Here is a 23,638-nt window from a genome sequence, read left to right on the forward strand (position 1 = left end):
ATTCTCTCAGACCGTCTCCCACCACCGTCCGCCCGTATCACTGGCTGATACACGCCCCGGATGTCACAGGCTGCGATTAGCTTTCACGTACACGGGGATGACGGCGGGGGGCTGCCATGGCGGAAGCGCACGGGGACGCGTACGGGGACGGGCGTCCGGACGACCTCACGGATCCCGAGCGGCTCATGTGGGAGACCTTCCGGGCGGGCACCGTCTGCGATCTGAGCACGCACTCGGCCGAACGGGACGATCCGCACGGAGACCGGCCCTGGGGGCCCGAGCGGCGGGTCCGGGCGGAGGTGGTGGCGCACCTGCTGCTCGCCGGTCCCGCACCGGTGCCCGGCCGGGTCGGCTGCCTGAAGCTGCGCGGCGCCCGGATCACCGGCCGGCTGGACCTGTCCGGCGGCACGGTAGCCCCGTACGTGGAGATCCGCTCGTGCCGCTTCGACGGCGAGATCCAGCTCTCCGAGACCCGCTTCGGCACCCTGCGGCTCGACAACTGCGCGATCCCCCGGCTGGACGGGGCCCGGCTGCACACCGAGGGCGACCTGCACCTGTCGCGCTGCCGGGTGGCGCGCGGGATCCGGCTGACCGACGCGCAGATCGGCACCGACCTGCTGATCGGCAGCACCGTGGTGCAGCGGGACGGGCGGGGGCGGGCGATCGCCGCCGACGGGCTGGTGGTCGCCCAGGACTTCCAGGCCGAGCTGCTGGAGACGAACGGCGAGGTCAGCCTGCGCGGGGCCCGGGTCGGAGCCTCGATGAGCCTGCGCGGGGCCCGGCTGCGCAACCCCTACGGCCGCCGCGCCCTGAACGCGCCCACCCTCACGGTCGAGCGCACCCTCTACCTGACCTCCGCCGCCCTCGGGCCGGCCGGGGACCCGACGCGCCCGTACGACTGGAGCCGGACCCCGACCCGGGGCGTCCCGACGCGGCCGTTCGAGTGCCGGGGCGGGCTGCGGCTGGACGACGGCCGCTTCGGGGATTCCGTCGACTTCTACGCGGCCCGCTTCGAGCTCCAGCCCGACCAGGAGGTCTCGCTGCGCCGGATCCAGACTCCCGAGCTGCGCTTCGTCGGGGACGCGCCGGAGCAGGGGCGGGTGGTGCTGTCCGGGGCGAAGGTGGTGCGGCTGGTGGACCGCTCCACGAGCTGGCCCGGCCCGGGCCGGCTGTTCATGGAGGGTTTCTCCTACGAGACCCTGGCGCCCCGGGGGCACTTCCCTCTGGAGCGGCGCCTGGAGTGGGTGGGGGCGGCCAGCCCCGACTACTCGCCGGAGCCGTACGAGCGGCTCGCGGCCGTGCTGCGGGCCCGCGGGGAGGACTCCGACGCCCGCGAGGTGCTGCTGGCCAAGGAGCGGCGCCGGCGGACCACGCTCTCGCCGGCCGGGCGGGCCTGGGGGTACCTCCAGGACTGGACGGTGCTCTACGGGTACCGGCCGGGGCGGGCCGCGCTGTGGATGGCGGTCCTGTGGGCGGCGGGCACCCTGCTGTTCCTGCGGCACCGCCCCGAACCCCTCAAGGCCGACGAGCACCCCGTCTGGAACGCCGCCCTCTACGCCCTCGACCTCCTCCTGCCGGTGATCGACCTCGGCCAGGAGGGCCAGTGGAAGACGCAAGGAGTCTGGCAGTGGGCTTCGGCGGCGCTGGTCCTGCTGGGATGGATCCTGGCCACGACGGTGGCCGCGGGCGCGTCCCGGCTGCTGCGGCGGGGGTGACGGCCCGGCCGCCGCGGCCACTACCCTGTGGGTCGTGACCACCGTTCGCCTGCCCCTCTTCCCACTGAACTCGGTGCTGTTCCCGGGCCTCGTGCTGCCGCTGAACGTCTTCGAGGAGCGGTATCGCGCCATGATGCGCGAGCTGCTGAAGATCGGTGAGGACGAGCCGCGCCGGTTCGCCGTCGTCGCGATCCGCGACGGCCGGGAGGTCGCGCCGACCGCGCCCGGGCTGCCCGACCCGACGTCCCTGCCCGAGAAGGGCCCGGCGGCGGGCTTCGGCGCGGACCCGATCCAGGCGTTCCACCGGGTGGGCTGCATCGCGGACGCGGCGACGATCCGGGAGCGGGAGGACGGCAGCTTCGAGGTCCTCGCCACCGGCACGACACGGGTGCGGCTGCTGTCGGTGGACTCCTCGGGCCCCTTCCTCGTCGCCGAGCTGGAGGAGCTCGCGGAGGACGCCGGGGACGGGGCGGGCGCCCTGTCCGAGGGGGTCCTGCGGGCCTTCCGCGCCTACCAGAAGCGGCTGGCGGGGGCCCGGGAGCGGTCCCTCACGTCGGCGCCGGACCTGCCGGACGAGCCGTCGGTGGTGTCGTACCTGGTGGCGGCGGCGGCCGTGCTGGACATCCCGTCGAAGCAGCGCCTGCTCCAGGCCCCGGACACCGCGACGCGGCTGGCGGAGGAGCTGAAGCTGCTCCGCACCGAGACCGCGGTGATCCGCCACCTCCCGTCCCTGCCGGCGGTGGACCTGACCCGCGCCCCGACGAGCCCGAACTGAGGCCATGGCCAAGAAGAAGCAGCAGACGGCGGGCACTCCCGCGATCACGTCCCTGACCGCGTCGGGCGTCGAGTTCACCACCCGTTCCTACGAGCACGACCCGGCGCACCCCTCGTACGGCGAGGAGGCGGCCGAGGCGCTGGGGGTGTCGCCGGAGCAGGTGTTCAAGACCCTGGTCGCGGAGGTGGACGGGAACCTCACCGTGGCGGTGGTCCCGGTCTCGGGCTCGCTGGACCTGAAGGCACTGGCGGCGGCGGTGGGCGGCAAGCGGGCCGCGATGGCCGATCCGGCGCTGGCGGAGCGCACCACCGGCTACGTCCGGGGCGGGATCTCGCCGCTGGGCCAGCGGAAGCGGCTGCCGACGGTCCTGGACGCCTCTGCCTCCGGGCACGCCACGATCTGCGTCTCGGCGGGCCGCCGCGGCCTGGAGGTCGAACTCGCCCCGTCCTCCCTGGCCACCCTCACCGGCGCGGTCCTCGCCCCGATCGCCCGCGCGTAGCGGTCCGCCCAGAGCCTCCCCCAGTGCCTCGAACGCCGGCGGGGCTATACATAGCCCCGCCGGCGTTTAAGGCGGAAACGGTGAGAGGGCGGGGCGGGGAGAAAACAGCCCTCAGCCCTGGGGCGGCTTCGCGTCCGCGTGGACGTGGGGCGGGGGGTACGAACCCGTCCAGGGGGTCGGCTCGGGGTCCCGGGGGCCGAAGGCGGCCGTCAGCGCCAGGTGGGTCACGGCGGCGGCGATCGGCCACCCCAGCAGCACCCCGTACGCCAGCAACTGCAGCGGAGCGTCGAACGGCACGTCCGGCCCCGCCTTGGCCGCCGCGGCGGCGACATCGGTGCCGGGCCCCAGCCACAGCCCCGTCCGCCACCCCAGCAGCGCGGCGAAGCACGCCCCGACCGTGAGCCCGGCCACCAGCGCGACACCGCCGCGCCGCCGCCACAGGAAGACGGCGAGGCCGCTCAGCACGCCCAGCCCCAGCGACAGCAGGAAGAACGTGCCGTCGGCGCCGATCCGCGCCTCGCCCTCGGTGTTCTTCAGGAAGACGGCCTGGCCGTGGGCCACGTACTGGACGCGCGGCGCGAGCCAGGCCCACAGCAGCCCGAGGAGCGCCCCGCAGACGCCCACCACGAGGGCCACGGTGGCCCCGTCGCGGATGTCCGCCGGGCTGACGGCGGGCTCATGGTCCGGGAGGGGGGCGGGTGGCGGCGGGGTCACGGCTTCGGTCACCCCCACATCGTGCCAGGTGGCCCCGGCGGCCGCGTCAGCGGACCGCCGCCCGCCGGTAGGCCCAGGTCGCGACGGCCAGGGAGAGGACCCCGACCGCCGCGCACACGCCGAGGTCGGCGGCGACCGCCGCCCAGTCCGGGTGCGGGGCGAAGGTCCGCGCGAAGGCCTCCACCCCGTAGGTGGAGGGCAGCAGGTCCCGGGCCCAGACGATGGCCTCCGGCATCCGCTCCGCCGGCAGCACCCCCAGCAGCAGGGCCGCCGACATGCCCAGCTGCCCGGCCAGCGTGGCCAGCTCCTGCCGGGGCGCCAGCAGGCCCAGCGCCGCGCCGAGCCCGGCCAGCGCGGCCCCGGCCAGCGGCACCACGGCGGCCAGAATCCACAGCCCGCCCATCGGCAGCCCGAACAGCACGCACCCGAAGACGGCCGTCACCAGCGTCCCCGGCAGGGTGAAGGAGGCGTACGCGGCGGCCGCGCCCAGCACCACGGAGGCGGGCGGCACCGGCAGGGTGGCGTAGTGGTCGAGCCCCCCGCCCGCCCGCAGCTGGCCGAAGTACTGGGCCAGGAGGTTCAGCGCGACGAAGGCGACGACCAGCACCGACGAGCCGGCGACGACCGCCCGCGCCTCGGAGCCGCCGTCCACCACGCCCCGCATCAGGATCATGATCCCGACGGACTGGAAGGTGGCGACGAAGAGGAGGGGTATGCGCGCCACCCGGGCCCGGGACAGCTGGGCCCGGTAGACGGCCGCGAGGGCGGGGAGGAGCCGTGCCCGGGGCGCCAGGACGGCGGCCGGAACGGCGGGAGCGGCAGCGGTGGTCACGACTTGACCAGACCCTTCATCCGGCCGCCCAGCGCGAGGTAGACGTCCTCCAGGCTCGGCGTGGCCAACGTGAAATCGTCGAGGGCGGCGAAGGCCGGGCCGCCGGTCACTGCGGCGACGGCGGCGCGGGCCTCGTCCTGGCCCAGGCGCAGCACCCAGCGGCGCCCGGACTCGGCGGCCCGCGGGGCCAGCGCGGCGACCTCGGGGACCTCCAGCGGCGCGGCGGTGCGCCACACCAGTTCCAGGCGGACCTCGTCGGAGACCCTGGCCTTGAGGCCGGCCGGGGTGTCGCAGGCGATGACCTTGCCGTGGTCGATGACGGCGACCCGGTCGAGGACGGTCTCCGCCTCGATGACGTTGTGGGTGACCAGCAGCACCGTGGCGCCGTGCCGGGCGCGGCGCCGGTCCACGGCCGACCAGACGGCGCGCCGGGCGACGGGGTCCATGCCGGTGGTGGGTTCGTCGAGGACGAGCACCGGCCGCTCCCCCACCAGTGCGGCGGCGAAGCAGGCGAGCCGCCGCTGTCCGCCGGAGAGCTTCTTCAGCGGGCGCCCGGCGATCGGGGTCAGCCCGAGCTCCTCCAGGACCTCGTCACGGGCCGCCCGGGCCGCGCGGGCGTCGAGTCCGCGCAGCCGGCCGGTGGTCTCGGCGGCGAGGGCGACGGTGAGCTCGTCGAGGGCGGTGGACTCCTGTCCCAGGTAGGCCAGCAGGCGGGAGGCCCGCTCGGGGTGGCGTACGAGGTCGTGGCCGAGGAGGGTGACGGAGCCCGAGTCGGGGCGCAGCAGCCCGGTGAGCTGGCGGACCAGGGTGGACTTGCCGGCGCCGTTGGGGCCGAGCAGTCCGAAGATCTCGCCGCGCCGGACCTCCAGGGAGATCGCGTCGGTGGCACGGGTCTCGGGGAGGGCGGGCGCGCCGCGCCGGCCGCGCACCGCGGGGTAGGTCTTGACCAGGTCCCGCACCGCGCAGACCACCCCGGAAGCCGCCCCTGCGGCCTCTGCCGTGGTGTGCCCTGCCTGCGCTGTGCCCGTACTCACGAGGGAGCAGCCTACGCGGGTTCCGCTCTCACTCGGCCGCCGGGGTCATCGGCGCCGCGGATGCGGAGGCAGCTGCTCCGCCCATGTGCTCGGCCGCGGCGCGCACGTCGATCTCCCTCCAGAACCCGGCGCGGATGGCGTAGCGGTCGTGCTCGTCGATCTGGTCGTCCTTGTGGGCGAGGAGCCCGAAGCGGGCGGCGTAGCGCAGCAGCTCCCCGTCGATGCGGTGCGGGACGCGCGGGTACATGGTGGCGAGCTTCTGGAGGTGGCCGGTCTCGGGGAGGCGTTCCATCCAGCGGCGGGCGAAGACCTGGCCGACCTCGAAGGGATCGCCGCCGACGGTGGTGATGTCCTCCTCGCGGTCGGCCCAGCGCTGTTCGGCGCTGGTGAGCTGGGCGAGGGTGGGGAGGGAGGCGGTCTCGGCGGGTTCGCCGAGCGGGCCGGGGCGGTCGATCCAGCCCTTGTCGGAGGACCAGCGCAGGGCGCTGCCGGCCGGGCTGGGGGCGGGGTGCGCTTGCGCGGCGCCGGGGCCCTGGACGGGGGCGCGCAGGGCGGCGAGGTCCTTGGGGGTGGGGACGGAGGGCTTGGCCCCCTCGGTGGCGGGGGCCGGTACGGCGGCACCGTTGGAGGGCGGTTCGGGGGCGGCCGGGGTGCCGTTGCGGGCGGCTTCGGCGAGCGCGGCCTCGGGCAGCGGCGCGGAGAGGATGGCGGCGATCTCGGGGCGGGGGGCGGGCGGCGGGGGGCACAGTCCGGCGAGGTCGCGGGCCCGGACGGCGCGGGTGATCCAGGCGCGGTCGAGGACGCGGCGTTCGTCGGCCTCGGCGACGAGGTCCTCCGACTGGTTGTAGTCCCCGTCGGCGGCCTGGACGGCCCAGAGGTGGACGGCGACCCCGTGTTCCTTGGCGGACATCAGTCCGGGCAGCAGGTCTCCGTCGCCGGTGACGAGGACCACGTCGGAGCAGGCCCGGTTGCGGGCGAGCTCGGTGAGTTCGGCGTGCATGGCGGCGTCGACGCCCTTCTGGGCCCAGCGGCCGTCGCTGCGGGTCAGGGCGCCCAGCCGGACGGTGACCCGGGGCATGACGCGCAGCCGGCGGTGTTCGGGCTGGGGCACCCGGTCGGGGGCGCCGTCGAACCAGTAGATCCGCAGGAGGGGCTGCTGGGTGTCGGCCTCGGCGCGCTCGCGCAGGCCCTGGATGAGGGCGGAGTGGTCGACGGTGATGCGCGAGCGCGAGGGTTCTCCCGCGAGGAGGCTCGCGGCCGCGCCCAGCAGGTATCCGGCATCCACCAGGACGACGCAGCGGTCCACGCGTTCCACCCTCTTCCGTGGGGGTCCTCGACAGGTTTTCCCCGAGTCTGCCCGACTGCAAGGGCGTTGACGGCCGGAACTGGATCACCGGCGTGGCGTATCTCGCGGCAGGCCCGGCGGTGGGCCCCGCTACGCACGGCAATGATCCAAAATGCGCGCTTTGTTGTGGTGTGTGAGGGTGAAGGCGGCCCTGGCCCCTACACCCCCCACGGAGGCATTCCATGGCCAAGAACAAGAACCAGAAGCAGCCGGCCAAGCAGCAGACGCGACCGGGCGGGCAGGACATGCCCAAGGGCTCGACGGAGACCTCCGACGACCGCCCCTCGCAGTCGCCCAGTCCGCTGGACATGGCCCACAAGAGCAAGTCGAAGCGCTTCGGCCACAACTGAGCGCCTCCGCGCGAGCGGTGAGAGCGGAAGGGGGCCCGCCCCGGCAGTGCCGGGGCGGGCCCCCTTCCCGTGCGTGCGGCGGCTGCTTCGCCCGGCCGGGCTAGCCGGCCAGGCAGGACGGGCCTAGCAGGACCTTGAGGTCGCCGAAGAGCGCCGGGTCGGGCTGGACCCGGTGCCGGTCGAGGCGCAGCACGGTGGTGGTGCGCGGGCCCTGGAGTTTGATCCGCACCTCGGTGTTGCCCTTGTGGTGGCGCAGGATCTCGCCCAGTCGGGTGACCATCGGCGGAGTGACCTTGACGGTGGGGATGGTCAGGACGACGGGGGCGTTGGTGCCGGCGGAGGAGAGGTCGGGGACCATCATCTCCATCGCGACGAGGCGGGGGACGTCCTCGCGCTTGTCGAGGCGGCCCTTGACGAAGACGACGGTGTCCTCGACCAGCTGGGTGGAGACGAGCTGGTAGGTGGCGGGGAAGAACATGCACTCGATGGAGCCGGCGAGGTCCTCGACGGTGGCGATGGCCCAGGCGTTGCCCTGCTTGGTCATCTTGCGCTGGAGGCCGGAGATGATGCCGCCGATGGTGACCACGGCACCGTCGGCGTGCTCGCCGCCGGTGAGCTGGGAGATGCCGGCGTCCGTCTTGTCGGAGAGGACGTGCTCCAGGCCGAAGAGCGGGTGGTCGGAGACGTAGAGGCCGAGCATCTCGCGCTCCTGGGCGAGCAGGTAGGACTTCTCCCACTCGACGTCGGAGAACTCCACGTCGAGGCCGAAGCCGGGCTCGTCGCTCTCCTCGTCACCCATTCCGCCGAAGAGGTCGAACTGGCCCTCGGCCTCCTTGCGCTTGACCGCGACCACGTTGTCGATCATCGATTCGTGGTGGGCGACCAGGCCCTTGCGGGTGTGGCCCATCTCGTCGTAGGCGCCGGCCTTGATCAGCGACTCGATGGTGCGCTTGTTGCAGACGACGGCCTCGACCTTGTCGAGGAAGTCGGGGAAGGAGGAGTACTTCCCCTTGGACTTCCTGGTCTTGATGATCGAGTCGACGACGTTCTGGCCGACGTTGCGGACGGCGGTGAGGCCGAAGAGGATCACGTCGTCGCCCTGGGCGGCGAAGTTGGACTCGGACTCGTTGACGTTGGGCGGGAGCACCTTGATGCCCATGCGCCGGCACTCGTTCAGGTAGATCGCGGACTTGTCCTTGTCGTCCTTGACCGAGGTGAGCAGGCCCGCCATGTACTCGGCGGGGTAGTTCGCCTTGAGGTAGGCGGTCCAGTAGGAGACCAGGCCGTACGCGGCGGAGTGGGCCTTGTTGAAGGCGTAGCCGGCGAAGGGGACCAGGACGTCCCAGAGGGCCTGGATGGCCTGGTCGGAGTAGCCGTTCTTCCGGGCGCCGGCCTGGAAGATCGTGAAGTTCTTGGCCAGTTCCTCGGGCTTCTTCTTGCCCATCACGCGGCGCAGGATGTCGGCCTCGCCGAGCGAGTAGCCGGCGATGATCTGGGCGGCCTTCTGCACCTGCTCCTGGTAGACGATCAGGCCGTAGGTGACCGCGAGCACCTCTTCGAGCGGCTTCTCCAGCTCGGGGTGGATCGGGGTGATCTCCTGCTGCTTGTTCTTGCGCAGGGCGTAGTTCGTGTGCGAGTTCATGCCCATCGGGCCCGGGCGGTAGAGCGCGGACACGGCGGAGATGTCTTCGAAGTTGTCGGGCTTCATCAGGCGCAGCAGGGAGCGCATGGGGCCGCCGTCGAACTGGAAGACGCCGAGGGTGTCGCCGCGCTGGAGCAGCTCGAAGGTCTTGGGGTCGTCGAGCGGGAGGGCCAGGAGGTCGATGTCGATCCCCTTGTTGGCCTTCACCATCTTGACGGCGTCGTCCATGATCGTGAGGTTGCGCAGGCCGAGGAAGTCCATCTTCAGCAGGCCGAGCGACTCGCAGCTCGGGTAGTCCCACTGGGTGATGGTGACGCCGTCGGTGTGCCGGACCCAGACGGGCACGTGGTCGGTGATCTTCTCGCTGGACATGATCACGCCGGCGGCGTGCACGCCCATCTGGCGCACCAGGCCCTCGACGCCGCGGGCGGTGTCGATGACCTTCTTCACGTCGGGCTCGTTCTCGTACATCCCGCGGATCTCGCCGGCCTCGCTGTAGCGGGGGTGCGAGGGGTCGAGGATGCCGGAGAGCGGGATGCCCTTGCCGAGGACGTCGGCGGGCATGGCCTTGGTGAGGCGGTCGCCCATGGCGTACGGGTAGCCGAGGACGCGCGCGGAGTCCTTGATCGCGTTCTTGGCCTTGATGGTGCCGTAGGTGCCGATCATGGCGACCTTGTCCTGGCCGTACTTCTCGGTGACGTACCTGATCACCTCGACGCGCCTGCGCTCGTCGAAGTCGATGTCGACGTCGGGCATGGAGACGCGCTCGGGGTTGAGGAAGCGCTCGAAGATCAGGCCGTGCGGGATGGGGTCGAGGTCGGTGATGCCGAGGGCGTAGGCGACGATCGAACCGGCCGCGGAGCCTCGGCCGGGGCCGACCGCGATGCCCTGGTTCTTGGCCCACATGATGAAGTCGGCGACCACGAGGAAGTAGCCGGGGAAGCCCATCGAGATGATGGTGTCCATCTCGTACTCGACCTGCTTCATGCGGTCCTCGGGGATCCCGCCGGGGAAGCGGCGGTGCATGCCCCGCATGGTCTCCTCGCGGAACCAGGTGACCTCGGTGTAGCCCTCCGGGATGTCGAACTTCGGCATGAGGTTGCGGAACTTGAACATGCCCTCGGTGTCGACCTGCTCCGCCACCTTCCAGGTGTTGGCGCAGCCCTCCTGCCAGGCGTCCGAGGAGTCGATGGCGTACATCTCGTCCGTGGACTTCAGGTAGTAGCCGGTGCCGTCGAACTTGAAGCGGTCCGGGTCGGAGAGGTTCTTGCCGGTCTGGATGCAGAGCAGGGCGTCGTGGGCGCCGGCCTCGTGGGCGTAGGTGTAGTGGGAGTCGTTCGTGACCAGTGGCGGGATGCCGAGCTTCTTGCCGATCTCCAGCAGGCCGTCGCGGACCCGGCGCTCGATCTCGATGCCGTGGTCCATCAGCTCCAGGAAGTAGCGGCCCTCGCCGAAGATGTCCTTGTAGTCCGAGGCCGCCTTGATCGCCTCGTCGAACTGGCCGAGGCGCAGTCGCGTCTGCACCTCGCCGGAGGGGCAGCCGGTGGAGGCGATCAGGCCCTCCGACCACTGGGCGATGGTCTCCTTGTCCATGCGGGGCCACTTGGTCAGCCAGCCCTCGGCGTAGGCGTCGGAGGACAGCCGGAAGAGGTTGTGCAGGCCGGTGCTGTTCGCCGCCCAGATCGTCTTGTGCGTGTAACCGCCGGAGCCGGAGACGTCGTCCCGCTTCTGGTGCGGCTGGCCCCACTGGATGCGCCGCTTGTTGCGCCGGGACTCGGGGGCGACGTACGCCTCGATTCCGATGATCGGGGTGATCCCGGCCTTCTGGGCGGAGTGGAAGAAATCGTACGCACCGTGGAGGTTGCCGTGGTCGGACATGGCGATGTGCGTCATGCCCATTTCATTGCAGGCGGCGAACATGTCCTTCAGCCGAGCGGCACCGTCCAGCAGCGAGTACTGGGTGTGGACGTGCAGGTGCGTGAACGGCGTCTTGGACACGGTGTGGGCCTCCGGAGGAGAGAGGGGCGGCAGCTATGAATCCTACGTCCCACGGGTGACAGATCCGGGGCACGGAGAGATACGGTCGGGCGTTGCAGAACCAGGAACACGTGTCCGACGTCCAGTCGGTCAGAACCCGTACCACCCCGTGCACCAGGAGGCATCCGCCATGGCGGTTCCCGAGACGACCGACGAGCAGCGCGCCGAGCAGATACTCGATGTGTTCGACACCGCTTTCGGGGAGCTGCTGGCCGCCGACCCCGCCGCCTTCCAGGTCAAGTTCCGGAAGATGGCCGCCTCGGCCTTCGCCTTCTACCGGGGCACGGCCTGCCTCTTCTACGCCGACCTGGAGCGCGACCGGCACGGCGGCCCCTTCCTCGACGAGCGCACCGGCCGGGTCTGGATCCACGGCGATCTCCACGCGGAGAACTTCGGCACGTACATGGACTCCAACGGCCGGCTCGTCTTCAACGTCAACGACTTCGACGAGGCCTACGTCGGCCCCTTCACCTGGGACCTCAAGCGCTTCGCCGCCTCCGTCGCCCTGATCGGCTACACCAAGGCGCTCAGCGACGAGCAGATCAGCGCCCTCGTGAGGACCTACGCGGAGGCCTACCGCGAGCGCATCCACCAGCTGGCCACGGGCGCCAAGAACGAGGAGGTCGCCTCCTTCACCCTGGACACCGCCGAGGGCCCCCTCCTCGGGGCCCTGCGCGACGCCCGCTCGCGCACCCGGTTCTCCCTGCTGGACTCGATGACCGAGATCCGCGACCACGAGCGGCGCTTCTCCGAGGGCGGCGGGGCCATCGAGCTGGACGCGGCCACCCGCTACAAGGTGCTGGCCGCCTTCGACGGCTACCTGGAGACCCTTCCGGAGGAGTCCCTGGTCCGCCCGGACTCCTACCGGGTCAAGGACGTGGTGGGCCGCCGGGGCGTGGGCATCGGCTCGGCCGGGCTGCCCTCGTACAACATCCTGCTGGAGGGGCACAGCGACGCCCTGGAGAACGACGTCGTGATCTACCTCAAGCAGGCGCAGACCCCGGCCGTCTCCCGGCACATCACGGACCGGGCGGTCCGCGAGTACTTCCAGCACGAGGGCCACCGCACGGTGATCTCCCAGCGCGCCCTCCAGGCGCACGCCGACCCGTGGCTGGGCTGGACCGAGCTGGACGGCGCCGGGCAGCTGGTCGCGGAGGTCTCCCCGTACGCGGTGGACCTGGACTGGTCGGACCTGGACGACCCGCAGGAGATCGCGGCGGTGGTCGCGGACCTCGGCCGGGCCACGGCCACCATGCACGCCTCGGCCGACGAGGCGGAGAGCGGCCAGTCCCTGGTCCCCTTCTCCACCGAGCGGGCCATCGACGCGGCGATCGCCGCCGACGAGGAGGGCTTCCCGAAGCTCCTGGTCGACTTCGCCCACGCCTACGGGGCCCGGGCCCGCGCCGACCACCAGATCTTCGTGGACCTCTTCAGGAACGGCCGGATCATGCCGTAGGTCCCGCGGGACCGCCGGCCGACGGGGCCCCCGTGATCCCCTCCTCACAGGAAGCCATGGCAGACTCGCGGCGATGGACATATCAGGGGTGAGGATCCGGGGGCTGCGGGCCGCGCTGTTCAGCGCGCTCGTCGTGCTGCTCTCGGCGGGCTCCCACGTGCTCCTGTCCCGGGTGCCGCTGCCGCCCACCCTGCTCGGCGGTGCCTTCGCCACGGTGTTCGCCCTCGCCTACGCCCTGGCCGGCCGCGAGCGGGGCTTCGGGCCGATCGCCGGCCTGCTGGTCCCGCTGGAGCTGGCGGCCGACACGGTCTTCACCGCCGGGCAGCGCGTCTGCTACGGCCCCGCCGGCGGACCGGTCTCCGGGCCGCTGCACGCGCTGGGCCTGGACGGGCTGTGCGGCGGGACCCCGGTGGGCGGCCCGCTGACCGGGGTGGCCGGGCCCGCCGGCGATCCGGCCGTGCTGCCGGCCGCCCCCGGGCCGTGGACGCCGTGGCTGCTGCTCGGCGCGCACGTCGGCGTCGGGCTGCTCGCCGCCGCCTGGCTGCGCCACGGCGAGCGGGCCCTGGTGCGGCTGCTGCGGGCGGTCGCCGCCTTCGCCTTCCGGCCGCTGCGGCTGGCGGCGGCCTCGGTGGCGCCGCTCCCCGGCGGGACCGGGCGGGCGCTGCGCCCGGCGCGGCCCGGCGCGGTGGCCCGGACCCGTTTCCCGGCGCATTCCGTGGGCCGGCGGGGACCTCCCGTACGGACGGCGACGCTCGCGAGCGTCTGACGCGTACGTACGGACAGTCCCCCTCATTTCCCACGGAGATCACCATGAGTTCCCGCAACAGCCAGCAGAACAAGGCCGCCGCCCGCGAGAAGCTGCGCGTCGAGCGCGAGAAGCAGGCGAAGAAGGACAAGGCCCGCCGCCAGGTGTTCGTGGCCGCCGGCGTCGTCGCCGCCCTCGCGCTGGCCGGCGGCATCGGCTACGCGGTCGTGCAGTCCAGCCAGCCCGGCTACTGGGAGAAGGCCGCCGAGGCCCCGCTGGTCAAGCCGAAGAACACCGAGGGCGCGGACGGCCTGACCGTGGTCGTCGGCAAGCCCGAGGCGAAGAAGACCCTGGAGCTCTACGAGGACTCGCGCTGCCCCGCGTGCGCCGCCTTCGAGCAGACGGTCGGCGAGCAGGTCCGCAAGGACGTGGACGCGGGCAAGTTCAAGCTCCGGTACATCGGCGCCACCTTCATCGACAACGGGGCCAAGGGCGAGGGTTCGAAGAACGCGCTGAGCGCGCTGGGCGCGGCGCTGAACGTCAGCCCCGAGGCCTTCCTCGACTACAAGGCGGCCCTCTACTCCAAGGCGCTGCACCCCGACGAGCGCGTCGACAGCTTCGCCAAGGACGACTACCTGCTGAAGGTCGCGGACACCGTCCCGGCCCTCAAGGGCAACGCCGAGTTCAAGAAGGCCGTCGAGGACGGCACCTACGACCGGTGGGCGATGGACATGTCGAAGTCCTTCGACAAGTCCGGTGTCACGGGCACCCCGACGCTGAAGATGGACGGCAAGAAGATCGACACCCCGGCCACCCCGGAGGCGTTCACCGCGGCCATCGACAAGGCGATCGCGGGCTGACGGGCCGCCAGGTCGCCTCTTCTTCCGCATTTCCGCCATAACGGGCGGGCGAACTCTCAAAGTTCGCCCGCCCGTTGTCGTTCGGTGACTGTTCCAGGACACATACCGATCAGTAATATGAGCGCCCGTGACCAGTCATCTCACCCCCCTCTCCCCTGCCCCGGACTCCGCCGCGACCGCGGCGAATCCGCGCCGCCGCACGGTCGTTCTGGCCGCGGCCGCCACGGCGGCCCTCGCGCCGATCGCCCTGGGCGCGTCCACCGCCCGGGCGGCCGAATCCGCCCCCGCCTTCCTGCACGGCGTCGCCTCCGGCGACCCGCTGCCCGACGGCGTCCTGCTGTGGACCCGCGTCACCCCCACCCCCGAGGCCGTCCCCGGCTCCGGACTGGGGCCGGACACCGCGGTGGGCTGGGAGGTTGCCGAGGACAAGGCCTTCTCCAGCATCGTCGCGCGGGGCTCCGTCACCGCGAGCGCCGCCTCCGACCACACGGTCAAGGTGGACGTGCGCGGCCTGCGCCCGCACACCCCGTACTGGTACCGCTTCACCGCCGGCGCCACCGTCTCCCCGGCCGCCCGCACCCTGACCGCCCCGGCGGCCGACGCGGCCACCCCGGGCGTGCGCTTCGGCGTGGTCTCCTGCTCCAACTGGGAGTCCGGCTACTTCTCGGCGTACCGCCACCTGGCCGCCCGCACCGACCTGGACGCGGTCCTGCACCTGGGCGACTACATCTACGAGTACAAGACCGGGGAGTACCCGGCGGCCAAGTACGTCGTGCGCGGGCACGAGCCCAAGAACGAGATCATCACGCTGGCCGACTACCGGATCCGGCACGGCCAGTACAAGACGGACCGCGACGCCCAGGCGATGCACGCGGCCCACCCGATCGTGGCCATCTGGGACGACCACGAGTTCGCCGACAACGCCTGGTCCGGGGGCGCCAACAACCACACCCCGGCGACCGAGGGCGACTGGGCGGCCCGCGCCGCCGCGGCCAAGCAGGCGTACTTCGAGTGGATGCCCGTGCGCACCTCCATCGCGGGTACCGTGTACCGTCGCCTGCGCTTCGGCAGCCTGGCAGACCTGCACCTGCTGGACCTGCGCTCCTTCCGCTCGGAGCAGGCCAAGACCGGCAGCGGCGCGGTGGACGACCCGGAGCGCACCATCACCGGGCGGGCGCAGCTGGACTGGCTCAAGGCCGGGCTGGCGGGCTCGACCGCGACCTGGAAGCTGGTCGGCACCTCGGTGATGATCTCGCCGGTGGCCTTCGGCTCGCTGCCCGCGCAGGTGCTCCAGCCGCTCACGCACCTGCTGGGGCTGCCCGAGGGCGGCCTCGCGGTCAACGTGGACCAGTGGGACGGCTACACGGACGATCGCAAGGAGCTCCTGGGCCACTTGAAGGACCGGAACATCAAGAACACGGTGTTCCTGACCGGTGACATCCACATGGCCTGGGCGAACGACGTCCCGGTGAACATGGCCACCTACCCGGGATCAGGCACGGTGGGAACCGAGTTCGTGGTCACGTCGGTGACGTCCGACAACATCGACGACACACTGCACGTACTTCCGCACACCGTGTCGGTGGTGGCGGAATCGGCCATCAAGGCCGCGAACTGGCACGTGAAGTGGCTGGACATGGACTCGCACGGCTACGGCGTGCTGGACGTGACGGCCGAGCGCTCGCAGATGGACTATTACGTGGTTTCGGACAAGCGGCGCCAGGACGCGACCTCGTCCTGGGCCCGCTCGTACCGGACCCTGAACGGCACGCAGAAGGTGGAGCGGGTCGACCGGCCGGTTCTCTAAATCCCCTGATACACCGTCAAATCTGCTGTTCAACGGGGCTCCTGGTGCAGACCAGGAGCCCCGGGTGTACCGCAGGCAACAAATCTTTAACTTCCGGGTACTTGCGGAATGAATGACATGGACACATAAACTTCCGGCCAGCGTGAGGAAATCCCTCACCCCCCACCACGCTTGCCGAGGAGTCACCGTGCGCGCTGTTGCCCGCATATCCCCCCTTCTCCGCCGCCGCCTCATGGGCACGGCCGTTCTGGCCTCCACCCTGGCCTTCGCCCCGCTGACGGCCCCCACCACCGTCGCCACCGCCGCTCCCAAGACCGGCGCCCAGGCCTGTGCCGAGGAGGGCTCCGCCCCGGCCAACGCCCGTGTCGCGAAGCCCAAGGACAAGCACGCCGCCGAGCCCAACGAGCTCTCCGAGGCCCAGACCAAGGCCATGGACGCGGACCTCAACAAGAAGCTCAGCCAGATGCAGCTGTCGCCGCAGCAGCTCTTCGGCGCCCGCGAAGCCGCTCCCTCGCTGGCCACCGCCGTGACCACCATCCCGGTGTACGTCCACGTGATCACGAACGGCACGCAGGGCCAGCTGACCGCGACGGACATCAACAACCAGATCAACGTCCTCAACGCGGCCTACGCCGGCCAGGGCACCGGCAACGTCAACTCCGGCTTCCAGTTCTCCCTGGCCGGCACGGACTACACCGACAACGCCACCTGGTACACCGTCTCCGACGGCACCCAGGCCGAGAAGGACATGAAGACCGCCCTGCGCAAGGGCGGCAAGAACGCGCTCAACCTCTACACCGCCAACCTCGGCGGCGGCCTCCTCGGCTGGGCGACCTTCCCGAGCTCCTACGCCTCCGCCCCCAGCATGGACGGCGTGGTCATCCTCAACTCCTCGCTGCCCGGCGGCTCCGCCACCAACTACAACGAGGGCGACACCGCCACCCACGAGGTCGGCCACTGGATGGGCCTGTACCACACCTTCCAGGGCGGCTGCTCGGGCAGCGGCGACTCCGTCTCCGACACCCCGGCCGAGAAGAGCGCGGCCTTCGAGTGCCCGACCGGCCGTGACTCCTGCACCACCAAGGCGGGCGTCGACCCGATCCACAACTTCATGGACTACACGTACGACTCCTGCATGTACCAGTTCACCGCGGGCCAGGTCTCGCGCATGCAGAGCATGTGGACCGCCTACCGCGCCTGATCGCGCTCACCGCTCCACACACGGCAGGGCCCGGCGCACCGAGCGCCGGGCCCTGCCCGTTCCGGCCGCCCCCTACAGGCTGTCGAGGAACGCCAGCGCGATGCGCCAGACCTCCCCGGCGGCGTCCGCATCGTAGTCGTCCAGGTCCGGGTCCGTGAACAGGTGCCCCGCACCCGGGTAGCTGTGGATCTCCACGTCGGCCCCGGCCCGCCGCATCCTCAGGTACCAGGCCGTCAGCCAGTCGTGCGTCTCGAAGGGGTCCGGGTCCGCCATGTGCAGCTGTACCGGCAGTTCGTCGGCCGAGGTGTCGTCCTCCAGGTCCGCCGTACCGTGCAGGAGCAGCAGCCCGCGCGCCTTGTCGTCGGCCAGCGCCAGGTGCTGGGCGACCGAGCCGCCGAAGTCGAAACCGGCGTAGACCAGGCCCTGGTCGGAGAAGGGCGCCGCGGCCAGCACCGCCCGCTTGAGCAGCTCGTCGCGGCCCACCTCCTCCAGGTGGGCCACGCCCTCCTCGAACGTCTCGAACGTACGGCCCTCGAAGAGGTCGGGCACCTGTACCCGGTGTCCGGCGGCCCGCAGCCGGTCGGCCGCCGCGTGCACCGCGGGCCGCAGCCCGTACGTCGAGTGGAAGAGCATGATGTTCATGCCTCCCATCGTGCCATTGCCCGCAATGGCAGGAGTCCGGCGGCGCCCCGTGGATAGGTTCTCCTGCATGGAGATGGAGAACGCCCTGCGTCCCGCCACCGTCGTCTGCGCCGTACTGGTCCTCACCCTGCTCGCCGGCTGGCTGCTCGACCTGCTGCTGCGCCAGGCCGACGCCCGGCACACCGAGACCCCGCTGTGGGGGCTGCTGCGCCGCTGCGTCCTGCCGTTCCGGCTCGTACTGGCCACCGCCGCCCTCCAGGCCGCCTACCGGCCGGCGCACATCCTGCCCGGTCACGCGGGCGCCGTGGGCCACGTCCTGACCCTGGTCCAGATCGCCTCGACGGCCTGGCTGCTCGTCGGCATCGCCACCGCGGTCGTCGACTCCGCGTACGCCCGCTACGCCGCCTCCGCGCCGGACGACGCCCGGGTGCGGCGCGTGCGCACCCAGGTCACCCTGATCCAGCGGGCCGTCACCGCCGTGGCCGTCGTGGTCGCCTCGGCCGCGATGCTGCTGACCTTCCCCGCGATGCGCACCGTCGGCGCCTCGGTGCTGGCCTCGGCCGGAGTCCTCGGCATCGTGGCGGGCATCGCCGCACAGGCCTCCCTCGGCAACGTCTTCGCCGGGCTCCAGATCGCCTTCGGCGACACCGTGCGCATCGGGGACACGGTGGTCGTGGACAAGGAGTGGGGCAAGGTCGAGGAGATCACCCTGACCTTCCTGGTGGTCCGCACCTGGGACGAGCGCCGCATCACGATGCCGGTCTCGTACTTCACGAGCAAGCCGTACGAGAACTGGTCGCGCGGCGGCGCCCAGATGACCGGCACGGTCTTCTGGCACCTGGACCACTCGGCCCCGGTCGCCCGGATGCGGGACAAGCTCGCCGAACTCCTCAAGGACCTCCCCGAATGGGACGGCCGCACGGGCAGCCTGGCCGTCACGGACACCACCCCGAACACCATCGTGGTCCGCGCGGTGGTCACCGCGAAGGACGCCGACGACCTGTGGACCCTGCGCTGCGCGGTCCGCGAGCAACTGATCACCTGGCTGGCGGCGGAGCACCCGTACGCCCTCCCCCGCATCACCACGGCGGAGGCACCCCCGCGCGACTGAGTCCGCTACGTACTGCGCAGACTGCGGACGTCGAGGTGCCGCAGCACCCGGTCGACGATCTCCGGGTCCGCCCCCGGTTCGCTGCGGGCCGACAGGACCTCGTGGCGGGCGGCGGACATCATCTCCCGCTGGATCCGCTGGACCTGCCGGATCCGCTCCACCCGCTTGGCGTAGGCCTCGCGGCGTTCCTCGTCGACCAGGTCCGGGCTGATCCTCGCCCCCACGTCGTACGCGCGCCGGTACAGGACCTCGACCAGGTCCTCCGGAAGGTCCTCGACCTCCTCGATCTCCCTCAGCCGCCGCTTCGCCGCCTTCGCCGCGCGCAGCGCGAGCGCCCGCTCGCCCTCCCGTTCGGCGTCCGTGTCCGCCTCCACGCCCAGCCGCCGCACCAGCCAGGGCAGGGTCAGCCCCTGGAACACCAGCGTGGCCATGATCACGGCGAAGGCGATGAAGACGATCTCGTCCCGGTCCGGGAAGGGTTCCCCGGCGTCCGTCCGGAGCGGGATGGCCAGGGCCAGCGCGACGGACGCCACCCCGCGCATCCCCGCCCACCACATGACCACGCTCTCCCGCCAGCTCAGCGGGATCTCCTCCTCGTAGTCGCGCCGCCCGTGCAGCCTCTTCGCCAGCCAGCCCGCCGGCAGCAGCCACGCCAGCCGTACGGCGACCACCACCGCGATCACGGCCGCCGCCCAGCCGGCCATCTCCCACTCGCGGCCCTTCGCGACGCCGAAGACGTTGTGCAGCTCCAGCCCGATCAGCCCGAAGGCCACGCCGGTCACCAGGACGTCGATGACCTCCCAGAAGGTGTGCCCGGCGAGGCGGCCCAGCACGTCGTCGGCATCGGTCGCGTACTCGGCGAGGAACAGGGCGGTGGTCAGCACGGCCAGCACGCCCGAGCCCCGCAGCTCCTCGGCCACCACGTACGAGACGAACGGCACCAGGACGGTCAGCCCGATCTGGAGGGTGGCGTCCCCGAGCCGGTCCATCAGCCGGTTGGTGACCCAGCCCAGCGCGAACCCGATGGCCACGGCCACCACGGCGGACAGGACGAACTCCCCGAGCGCGGCGGGCCAGGAGAAGCTTCCGCTCACCGCGGCCGCGACGGCCACGTGGTACAGGACGATCGCGGTGACGTCGTTGAAGAGCCCTTCGCCCTCCAGGATCGACACCATGCGCCGCGGCAGCCCGAGCGAGCCGGCCACGGCGGTGGCCGCGACCGGGTCGGGCGGGGCGACGAGCGCGCCGAGCGCGACGGCCGCCGCGACGGGCAGCCCGGGGACGACGGCGCCCGCGACGGCGGCCACGGCGGCGGTGGTCACGAAGACCAGGGCCACCGCCAGCAGCAGGATCGGCCGGACGTTGGCCGCGAACTGCCGCCAGGAGGTGCGCTGCGCGGAGGCGTACAGCAGGGGCGGCAGCAGCAGGGGCAGGATGTACTCGGGCGGGATGTCGACATTGGGCACGACCGGCACCAGCGCCAGCGCGACCCCGCCGAGGGTCATCAGCACGGGCGCGGGCAGGCCCAGCCGGTCCCCGAGCGGAACGGTGACGACGGCGCCGAGCAACAGCACGAAGAGCAGAGCGAGCTGATCCACTCGTCCACCCTGCCAGGGGGCTGCGCCGCATCCGGGGATTGAGCCCCCTGACCCGTTCCGGGCGCTGCCCCGCCCGCCGGGGCCCCTACTGGCTTTCGGCCCGGATGACGTCCAGGGCGTGCTGGAGGTCGGCGGGGTAGGTGCTCTCGAACTCCACCCACTGCCCGTCGGCGGGGTGCTCGAAGCCCAGCCGCACGGCGTGCAGCCACTGCCGCGTGAGCCCCAGCCGCTTCGCGACCGTCGGGTCGGCCCCGTAGGTCAGGTCGCCGACGCACGGGTGCCGGTGCGCCGACATGTGCACGCGGATCTGGTGCGTACGCCCCGTCTCCAGCTTGATGTCCAGCAGCGACGCCGCCCGGAACGCCTCGATCAGGTCGTAGTGCGTGACCGACGGCTTGCCGTCCTGCGTCACCGCCCACTTGTAGTCCGCGCTCGGGTGCCGCCCGATCGGCGCGTCGATGGTGCCGCTCATCGGGTCCGGGTGCCCCTGCACCAGCGCGTGGTACCGCTTGTCCACGACCCGCTCGCGGAACTGGTTCTTCAGCGAGGTGTACGCGCGCTCCGACTTGGCCACGGCCATCAGGCCGGAGGTGCCGACGTCGAGGCGGTGCACGATGCCCTGCCGCTCGGACGCGCCCGAGGTGGAGATCCGGTAGCCGGCCGCGGCCAGGCCTCCGATGACGGTGGTGCCGGTCCAGCCGGGGCTGGGATGGGCGGCGACGCCGACCGGCTTCATGATGACCACGACGTCGTCGTCGTCGTGGATGATCTCCATGCCTGGCACCGGCTCGGCCACCAGCTCGACCGGCCTCGGCGGAGCGGGCATCTCGACCTCCAGCCAGGCCCCGCCGTGCACGCGCTCGGACTTGCCGACGACACTGCCGTCGACCGAGACCTTCCCCTCCGCCGCCAGTTCGGCCGCCTTCGTCCGGGAAAAACCGAACATACGGGCGATCGCGGCGTCGACGCGCTCGCCTTCCAGGCCATCGGGAACGGGCAGGGTGCGGATCTCGGGAATCGTACTCACCCGTCGAGTATGCCGGACTCGGCGCAGGTCCCGTCCCGCGCGCGGCCCCGCCGTCAGTCCTTGTGGACGGTGCCGTCCGGGTCCAGGCCCTTGAACGACAGCAGGACGATCAGGATCCCGCCGCACACGATCGCCGAGTCGGCGAGGTTGAACACGGCGAAATGGGCCGGCGCGATGAAGTCGACGACGGCCCCCCGGAACACGCCCGGCGAGCGGAAGATCCGGTCGGTCAGGTTGCCCAGCGCGCCGCCCAGCAGCAGGCCCAGGGCGATCGCCCACGGCAGGCTGTACAGCTTGCGGGCCAGCCGCACGATCACCACGATCACGGTCGCCGCGATCAGGGTGAAGATGATCGTGAAGGCCCCGCCGAAGCCGAAGGCCGCGCCGGGGTTGCGGATCGCGTCGAGCTTCAGCAGGTTGCCGACGATCTCGATCGGCGGCCGGTGCTCCAGCCGGGACACGACCAGCATCTTGCTGCCGAGGTCGAGCAGGTACGCCAGCACCGCCACGACCAGCAGCGCCGCGATCCGCCGCCGCCCCCGGGGCACGGCGGGCTCCGACTGCGGCTCGGCGTCGTCCCCGACCTCCGGCGTACCGATGATGCGCTCCGCCTCTGCCACGTGAGTCCCTCGAAACTAGCTCGATCCCGACGAGACACGAGAGTACGTCAGTGTGCGTACCCCCTGGCTAGTGCCTTCGTTCCTGCTTCTGCTTGCAGTCCACGCACAGCGTGGCGCGCGGGAAGGCCTGCATGCGGGCCTTGCCGATGGGCTTGCCGCAGTTCTCGCAGAGCCCGTACGTGCCCGCCTCCAGGCGTTCCAGCGCCCGCTCGGTCTGCTCCAGCATCGAGGTGGCGTTCGCCGCGAGGGCCAGCTCGGACTCCCGGGTGATGTTCTTGGTGCCGGTGTCGGCCTGGTCGTCGCCCGCGCCGTCGCCCGAGTCCCGCATCAGGCCCGAGATGGCCATCTCGGAGGCCTCCAGCTCCACGCGCAGCCGCATCACCTCCGAGAGCAGCTCCGTACGGGCCTCCGCGACCTCCTCGGCGGTCCAGGGCTCCTCCCCGGGGCGTACGGCTAGCTCGCCCGGGGTTGCGGCCGCGAGGCCGCCGGCGGTGTCGTCGGCCGTCTTGCGGGCCGTGCCCGCGGTCTTCTTGGCAACCACTTTCCGAGCTCCCGTCTTCCGCGCGGCCGGGGCCGCCCCCTCGGCCACGGCCGCCCCGGCCGCGCCCTTTCCCGCCCCCCGCCCGGCCACACCGGCCGCCTTCCCAGCAGGAGCCTTCCCGACCCCAGCCGCCTGGGCCGGGACCTCCCTCACCACCGCCTGCCCGGCCGGCGCCTCTGTGTCCGGGGCCTGCCCGGCCGACGCCGTCTCGGCCGCCGGCTTGTCGGCCACCGGCTTGTCGGCTGTCGCCTTGCCGGCCGCGGTGTTCTTCCCCGCAGCCTTCCCGGCCACCGCCTCCCTGGCCGCAGCCTTCCCGGCCGCGGCCTTCTTGGCCACCGGCTTCTCGGCCGTCGTCTTCCCGGCGGCTGTCTTCTTCGCCGCCGCCTCCTCGGCCACCGCCTCCTTGGTCACCGTCTTCTTCGCCGCAGCCTTCCCGGCCACCGCCTCCTTGGCCGCGGCCTTCTTGGCCACCGGCTTCTCGGCAGCCGCCTTCCCAGCCGCTGTCTTCTTCGCCGCCGCCTTCTCGGCCACCTTCCCGGCCGTCGGCTCCTTGGCCGCCGCCTTCTCGGCCGGGACCTTCTTGGCGACCGCCTTCCCGGCCGTGGTCTTCTTCGCCGCGGCCTTCTTGGCCACCGGGTTCTCGGCCGTCGCGCCCTCGGCCGCGGTCCTCTTCGCCGTTGCCTTCCCCGCCGCCGCCTTCCCCGCCGCCGCCTTCTCGGTGGCCGCCTTCTTCGCGGGGGCCTTCTTGGCCGCGGTCTTCTTGGCGGCCGCCTGCTCCGCCGGAGCCCCGGCAGACAGGGACGCGGTCTTCTTCGCCATCGCCTTGCCGACCGGGACCCCGTCGGGCGCCGCCTTCTTCGCCGGCGCGGCCCGTTCGGCGGCAGCCGTGGAGCCTGGCACAGCAGCCACCTCCCGTGTCGCCGTCTTCTTCGCCACCATGGCCGCGGCCCCTTTTCACCGGATGTGGCCTTTTTAGCCAAATCGTGCCGGAACGATAAATCGGCTCCGACCCCACGGCAACGGGGCACGCGTCCATCGAGGTCAACCTGCATCCGTTGTGCCCAGCGGGAGCCCCCGTAATCCGTCC

20 protein-coding genes are annotated in these 23,638 nt (G+C 72.1%); 10 read left to right on the forward strand and 10 right to left on the reverse strand.

Features of this window, described 5'->3' with window-relative positions; all coding sequences use genetic code 11:
• Positions 1-116: 116 nt before the first annotated feature.
• The 3 genes from BX286_RS10870 to ybaK are packed head-to-tail and all read left to right on the forward strand — an operon-like array spanning position 117 to position 2,989.
• Positions 117-1,715: an oxidoreductase gene (locus tag BX286_RS10870; protein ID WP_079426032.1), complete on the forward strand. Its 1,599-nt coding sequence runs from the start codon at positions 117-119 to the stop codon at positions 1,713-1,715.
• Between the two features lie 34 nt (positions 1,716-1,749).
• The gene (locus BX286_RS10875) at positions 1,750-2,490 is read left to right on the forward strand and encodes an LON peptidase substrate-binding domain-containing protein (protein ID WP_079426035.1); all 741 of its coding nucleotides are present in this window, start codon (positions 1,750-1,752) and stop codon (positions 2,488-2,490) included.
• A 4-nt stretch (positions 2,491-2,494) separates the two neighbouring features.
• Positions 2,495-2,989, forward strand: coding sequence for a Cys-tRNA(Pro) deacylase (ybaK, locus tag BX286_RS10880; protein ID WP_121014915.1), 495 nt, complete (start codon positions 2,495-2,497; stop codon positions 2,987-2,989).
• Positions 2,990-3,100: 111 nt separating this feature from the next.
• Here the strand turns inward: ybaK and BX286_RS10885 are convergent, their stop codons facing one another.
• The 4 genes from BX286_RS10885 to BX286_RS10900 are packed head-to-tail and all read right to left on the reverse strand — an operon-like array spanning position 3,101 to position 6,884.
• The gene (locus BX286_RS10885; RefSeq protein ID WP_261993399.1) at positions 3,101-3,715 is read right to left on the reverse strand and encodes a hypothetical protein; all 615 of its coding nucleotides are present in this window, start codon (positions 3,713-3,715) and stop codon (positions 3,101-3,103) included.
• A 34-nt stretch (positions 3,716-3,749) separates the two neighbouring features.
• Positions 3,750-4,535, reverse strand: a complete 786-nt coding sequence (locus tag BX286_RS10890; RefSeq protein WP_079426044.1) for an ABC transporter permease — start codon at positions 4,533-4,535, stop codon at positions 3,750-3,752.
• Entirely contained in the window at positions 4,532-5,569 is a 1,038-nt protein-coding gene (locus BX286_RS10895) for an ABC transporter ATP-binding protein (protein ID WP_398898379.1), read from the reverse strand. Before BX286_RS10895 ends, BX286_RS10890 begins: the two co-directional genes overlap by 4 nt.
• 28 nt (positions 5,570-5,597) lie before the next feature.
• Positions 5,598-6,884, reverse strand: coding sequence for an NYN domain-containing protein (locus tag BX286_RS10900; RefSeq protein ID WP_100863812.1), 1,287 nt, complete (start codon positions 6,882-6,884; stop codon positions 5,598-5,600).
• 212 nt (positions 6,885-7,096) lie between these two features.
• Here BX286_RS10900 and BX286_RS36505 point away from each other — a divergent pair, with 212 nt between their 5' ends.
• Positions 7,097-7,264 (forward strand): hypothetical protein, encoded by a 168-nt coding sequence (locus BX286_RS36505; protein ID WP_167747578.1) that lies wholly within the window; start codon positions 7,097-7,099, stop codon positions 7,262-7,264.
• 100 nt (positions 7,265-7,364) lie between these two features.
• Here BX286_RS36505 and dnaE read toward each other — a convergent pair whose 3' ends face one another.
• Positions 7,365-10,904 (reverse strand): DNA polymerase III subunit alpha, encoded by a 3,540-nt coding sequence (gene dnaE, locus BX286_RS10905; protein ID WP_079426055.1) that lies wholly within the window; start codon positions 10,902-10,904, stop codon positions 7,365-7,367.
• A gap of 169 nt (positions 10,905-11,073) precedes the next feature.
• On the opposite strand from dnaE, the gene BX286_RS10910 reads away from it, so the two are divergent.
• From BX286_RS10910 to BX286_RS10930, 5 genes are all read left to right on the forward strand, one after another.
• On the forward strand, positions 11,074-12,399 hold the full coding sequence (locus BX286_RS10910) for a DUF2252 domain-containing protein (RefSeq protein ID WP_079426058.1): 1,326 nt from the start codon (positions 11,074-11,076) through the stop codon (positions 12,397-12,399).
• A gap of 73 nt (positions 12,400-12,472) precedes the next feature.
• Positions 12,473-13,165: a hypothetical protein gene (locus BX286_RS10915; RefSeq protein WP_121014916.1), complete on the forward strand. Its 693-nt coding sequence runs from the start codon at positions 12,473-12,475 to the stop codon at positions 13,163-13,165.
• Between the two features lie 44 nt (positions 13,166-13,209).
• Complete coding sequence (locus BX286_RS10920; protein WP_079426063.1) at positions 13,210-14,004, forward strand: DsbA family protein; 795 nt, start codon at positions 13,210-13,212, stop codon at positions 14,002-14,004.
• A 127-nt stretch (positions 14,005-14,131) separates the two neighbouring features.
• Positions 14,132-15,811 (forward strand): alkaline phosphatase, encoded by a 1,680-nt coding sequence (locus tag BX286_RS10925; protein ID WP_079426066.1) that lies wholly within the window; start codon positions 14,132-14,134, stop codon positions 15,809-15,811.
• Positions 15,812-16,043: 232 nt separating this feature from the next.
• Entirely contained in the window at positions 16,044-17,012 is a 969-nt protein-coding gene (locus BX286_RS10930) for a zinc metalloprotease (RefSeq protein WP_079426069.1), read from the forward strand.
• Positions 17,013-17,084: 72 nt separating this feature from the next.
• On the opposite strand, the gene BX286_RS10935 is transcribed toward BX286_RS10930, so the two are convergent.
• A complete protein-coding gene (locus tag BX286_RS10935; RefSeq protein ID WP_079426072.1) occupies positions 17,085-17,663 on the reverse strand; it encodes a dienelactone hydrolase family protein in 579 nt (192 codons plus the stop codon).
• A gap of 64 nt (positions 17,664-17,727) precedes the next feature.
• On the opposite strand from BX286_RS10935, the gene BX286_RS10940 reads away from it, so the two are divergent.
• Positions 17,728-18,765, forward strand: a complete 1,038-nt coding sequence (locus BX286_RS10940) for a mechanosensitive ion channel family protein (RefSeq protein WP_100864282.1) — start codon at positions 17,728-17,730, stop codon at positions 18,763-18,765.
• Positions 18,766-18,770: 5 nt separating this feature from the next.
• Here the strand turns inward: BX286_RS10940 and BX286_RS10945 are convergent, their stop codons facing one another.
• The 4 genes from BX286_RS10945 to BX286_RS10960 all read right to left on the reverse strand — a co-directional run bounded on the left by BX286_RS10945 (position 18,771) and on the right by BX286_RS10960 (position 23,451).
• A complete protein-coding gene (locus BX286_RS10945) occupies positions 18,771-20,363 on the reverse strand; it encodes a Na+/H+ antiporter (RefSeq protein ID WP_100863810.1) in 1,593 nt (530 codons plus the stop codon).
• An 85-nt stretch (positions 20,364-20,448) separates the two neighbouring features.
• Entirely contained in the window at positions 20,449-21,390 is a 942-nt protein-coding gene (locus BX286_RS10950; RefSeq protein WP_079426078.1) for an RluA family pseudouridine synthase, read from the reverse strand.
• A 53-nt stretch (positions 21,391-21,443) separates the two neighbouring features.
• Positions 21,444-22,010 carry a signal peptidase II gene (gene lspA, locus BX286_RS10955; protein WP_100863809.1) on the reverse strand — a complete coding sequence of 189 codons (567 nt, stop codon included), beginning with the start codon at positions 22,008-22,010 and terminating at the stop codon, positions 21,444-21,446.
• Positions 22,011-22,077: 67 nt separating this feature from the next.
• On the reverse strand, positions 22,078-23,451 hold the full coding sequence (locus BX286_RS10960) for a histone H1-like repetitive region-containing protein (RefSeq protein ID WP_261993400.1): 1,374 nt from the start codon (positions 23,449-23,451) through the stop codon (positions 22,078-22,080).
• Positions 23,452-23,638: the final 187 nt, after the last annotated feature.

The organism is Streptomyces sp. 3211.6 (assembly GCF_003634815.1).
Taxonomy (GTDB): Bacteria; Actinomycetota; Actinomycetes; order Streptomycetales; family Streptomycetaceae; genus Streptomyces; species Streptomyces katrae_A.

What these genes read in the sequence shown, in the direction of transcription:
- BX286_RS10870 (WP_079426032.1), top strand. Translation starts at nt 117, where the DNA reads ATGGCGGAAGCGCACGGGGACGCGTACGGGGACGGGCGTCCGGACGAC.
- ybaK (WP_121014915.1), top strand. Translation starts at nt 2,495, where the DNA reads ATGGCCAAGAAGAAGCAGCAGACGGCGGGCACTCCCGCGATCACGTCC.
- BX286_RS36505 (WP_167747578.1), top strand. Translation starts at nt 7,097, where the DNA reads ATGGCCAAGAACAAGAACCAGAAGCAGCCGGCCAAGCAGCAGACGCGA.
- BX286_RS10910 (WP_079426058.1), top strand. Translation starts at nt 11,074, where the DNA reads ATGGCGGTTCCCGAGACGACCGACGAGCAGCGCGCCGAGCAGATACTC.
- BX286_RS10915 (WP_121014916.1), top strand. Translation starts at nt 12,473, where the DNA reads ATGGACATATCAGGGGTGAGGATCCGGGGGCTGCGGGCCGCGCTGTTC.
- BX286_RS10920 (WP_079426063.1), top strand. Translation starts at nt 13,210, where the DNA reads ATGAGTTCCCGCAACAGCCAGCAGAACAAGGCCGCCGCCCGCGAGAAG.
- BX286_RS10930 (WP_079426069.1), top strand. Translation starts at nt 16,044, where the DNA reads ATGGGCACGGCCGTTCTGGCCTCCACCCTGGCCTTCGCCCCGCTGACG.
- BX286_RS10935 (WP_079426072.1), bottom strand. Translation starts at nt 17,663, where the DNA reads ATGGGAGGCATGAACATCATGCTCTTCCACTCGACGTACGGGCTGCGG.
- BX286_RS10940 (WP_100864282.1), top strand. Translation starts at nt 17,728, where the DNA reads ATGGAGAACGCCCTGCGTCCCGCCACCGTCGTCTGCGCCGTACTGGTC.